The sequence below is a fragment of the Pseudomonas sp. FW305-3-2-15-C-LB1 genome, from assembly GCF_058787615.1.
Genome location: NZ_JBYSZX010000040.1, coordinates 1 through 1805, shown reverse-complemented (window position 1 = coordinate 1805; position 1805 = coordinate 1). Strand labels below are relative to the sequence as shown.

1 protein-coding gene and 1 pseudogene are annotated in these 1805 nt (G+C 51.0%); one reads left to right on the top strand and one right to left on the bottom strand.

What is annotated here, in order from left to right:
- Positions 1-987: YncE family protein (locus tag AC3WP7_RS30015; RefSeq protein ID WP_158243820.1), on the top strand; the 987-nt coding region annotated here is incomplete at its 5' end.
- A gap of 47 nt (positions 988-1034) precedes the next feature.
- Here AC3WP7_RS30015 and AC3WP7_RS30010 read toward each other — a convergent pair.
- Positions 1035-1675 (bottom strand): annotated as a pseudogene (locus AC3WP7_RS30010) (helix-turn-helix domain-containing protein); the annotation flags it as partial.
- Between the last annotated feature and the right edge of the window lie 130 nt (positions 1676-1805).

Genomic DNA, 1805 nt, shown 5'->3' with positions numbered 1-1805 from the left:
CTGGACGAAGCGGGGATTGAAAACAGTGCGATCAAGCTGAAGTCGGTTGCTTACAGGATTAATCGCCAGCCTGTGGTATCAAAACACATCACTGTGGGTGCCGGTAGTCACGAGATTGTGATAAGTAAAGACAGCAAAACTGCGTTTATACTCAATCGCCAGTCAACAACAGTGAGTGTTATTGACATAGAAAAAGCACTGGTCATACATACAATACAAACGCCGAGAGGCTATGCAATCTCCTTAAACAATGACGGCACTAAGCTTTTAATAGGACAACCAGCAGGCTACGCGTCAACCGCTAATCTTGTTGCCGCTTACGACACCGCCTCCTACACTTTGCTTAAACAAACTTTGCTATACTACAAAGTGCCATATGGCCTTACCGGAATCAAGGGTACAGGCACTTATGCTTACACTTCAACCGAGTACTTTAATGATGGTGGTGGTGCACTTTATGAAATTGCAAAAATCAATACGCAAACCGGCAACGTTGAAAAATACATTCCTACGGGCACGGGGGCGGTAAGTGGCCGGCTCTGGATATCGCCCGAAAATGTCATTTACGGTTGGTACGGCAATTGGGGGGTACGTCGATTCGATACAAGCTCAGACGCATTCATTTTCAATGCACCTTTCTCCCCTCCTGTCAGCGGCATTGCTTTCTCTAACACCGACAATAAAGGCTTCTACGTGTCGGGTTCTATCGTGGGCACCTTTGATCGCCTGCTCAACAAGATAATAAATACAAATCAAGGCTTTAACTCCGCTGTAGGAGTAGCCACTAACCCTTCTGAGGCGCTACTTTATGTAACAGAGTACGGCACTGATAAAGTACACATCTTCGACACCTCAGAAGACCAACCGAAACTTGTGAACACGCTAAGCGGCTTCAACGGCCCCCAATATTTACAAGTGACGCCCAACGGCAAGCATCTGCTAGTCTCAAACTACCGATCGAGTACCATTGCGTTGGTCGACCTCTGACCTCCTATATGCTTGTACTCCACAATGACAGCCCGCCCAGGACGGGACACTCGAGCATTGCGCAGGATGCTAAACAAGCGGTCTCTGCCGACCCGCACTGATGCGCCAACTTCGACGCTCATCAGGTAATGCAGCTTGCGCGTGCCTATCCGTGGCTGGCGGCGGCGCTTTTCAAGAACAAAGTCCATGACTTCTTGATCTTGACGAGCCCTCTCGTCGAAAGCCCGATTGCGTTGGTAATACGCTTGGCGCGAAATGCCCATGAACAGGCAAGCCCTGGTGATGCTCAGGCCTTGGATTTGCCCTTGCGAGAGGACTTGCCGGGTCGCTTTTTTACGACGGAAACACCGTAGTCATTCTTCAGAACATTCACGACGGCTTCGAAGAATTGCGCTTTCTGATTGCTTAGCGCCAGCTGTTCTTCGAACTCTTTGATCCGCTGCTCGGGGGTCAGCGGGAGGGTTGGCTCGATCATGGACCTGCTCCTCGGCTCTCGAATTGAGGCGCCTTGGCTCCAGTCCTGCCGGCCGTGCTTGCGTAGCCAGACCAGTACCGTGGACCGGCCCTGAATGCCGTAGCGCCGTTGAGCCTCTTTATAACTCAACTCGCCCTTTTCGACCTGGTCTACGACCGATAATTTAAAGGCTAGCGTGTAGTCACGCTGGCTCCGCCTTTTGCCCGAATCCATTGACTCCTCCTGAAGATAGGTCAGAAGGCGTAAACCTTATTCAGGACGGGACAGTGGCCAATGCGCGTAATAACACGGTGTCGGTGGTGGTGCTGTGAGCCGAGAATACCGCTGGTCGGCACTGTCATTT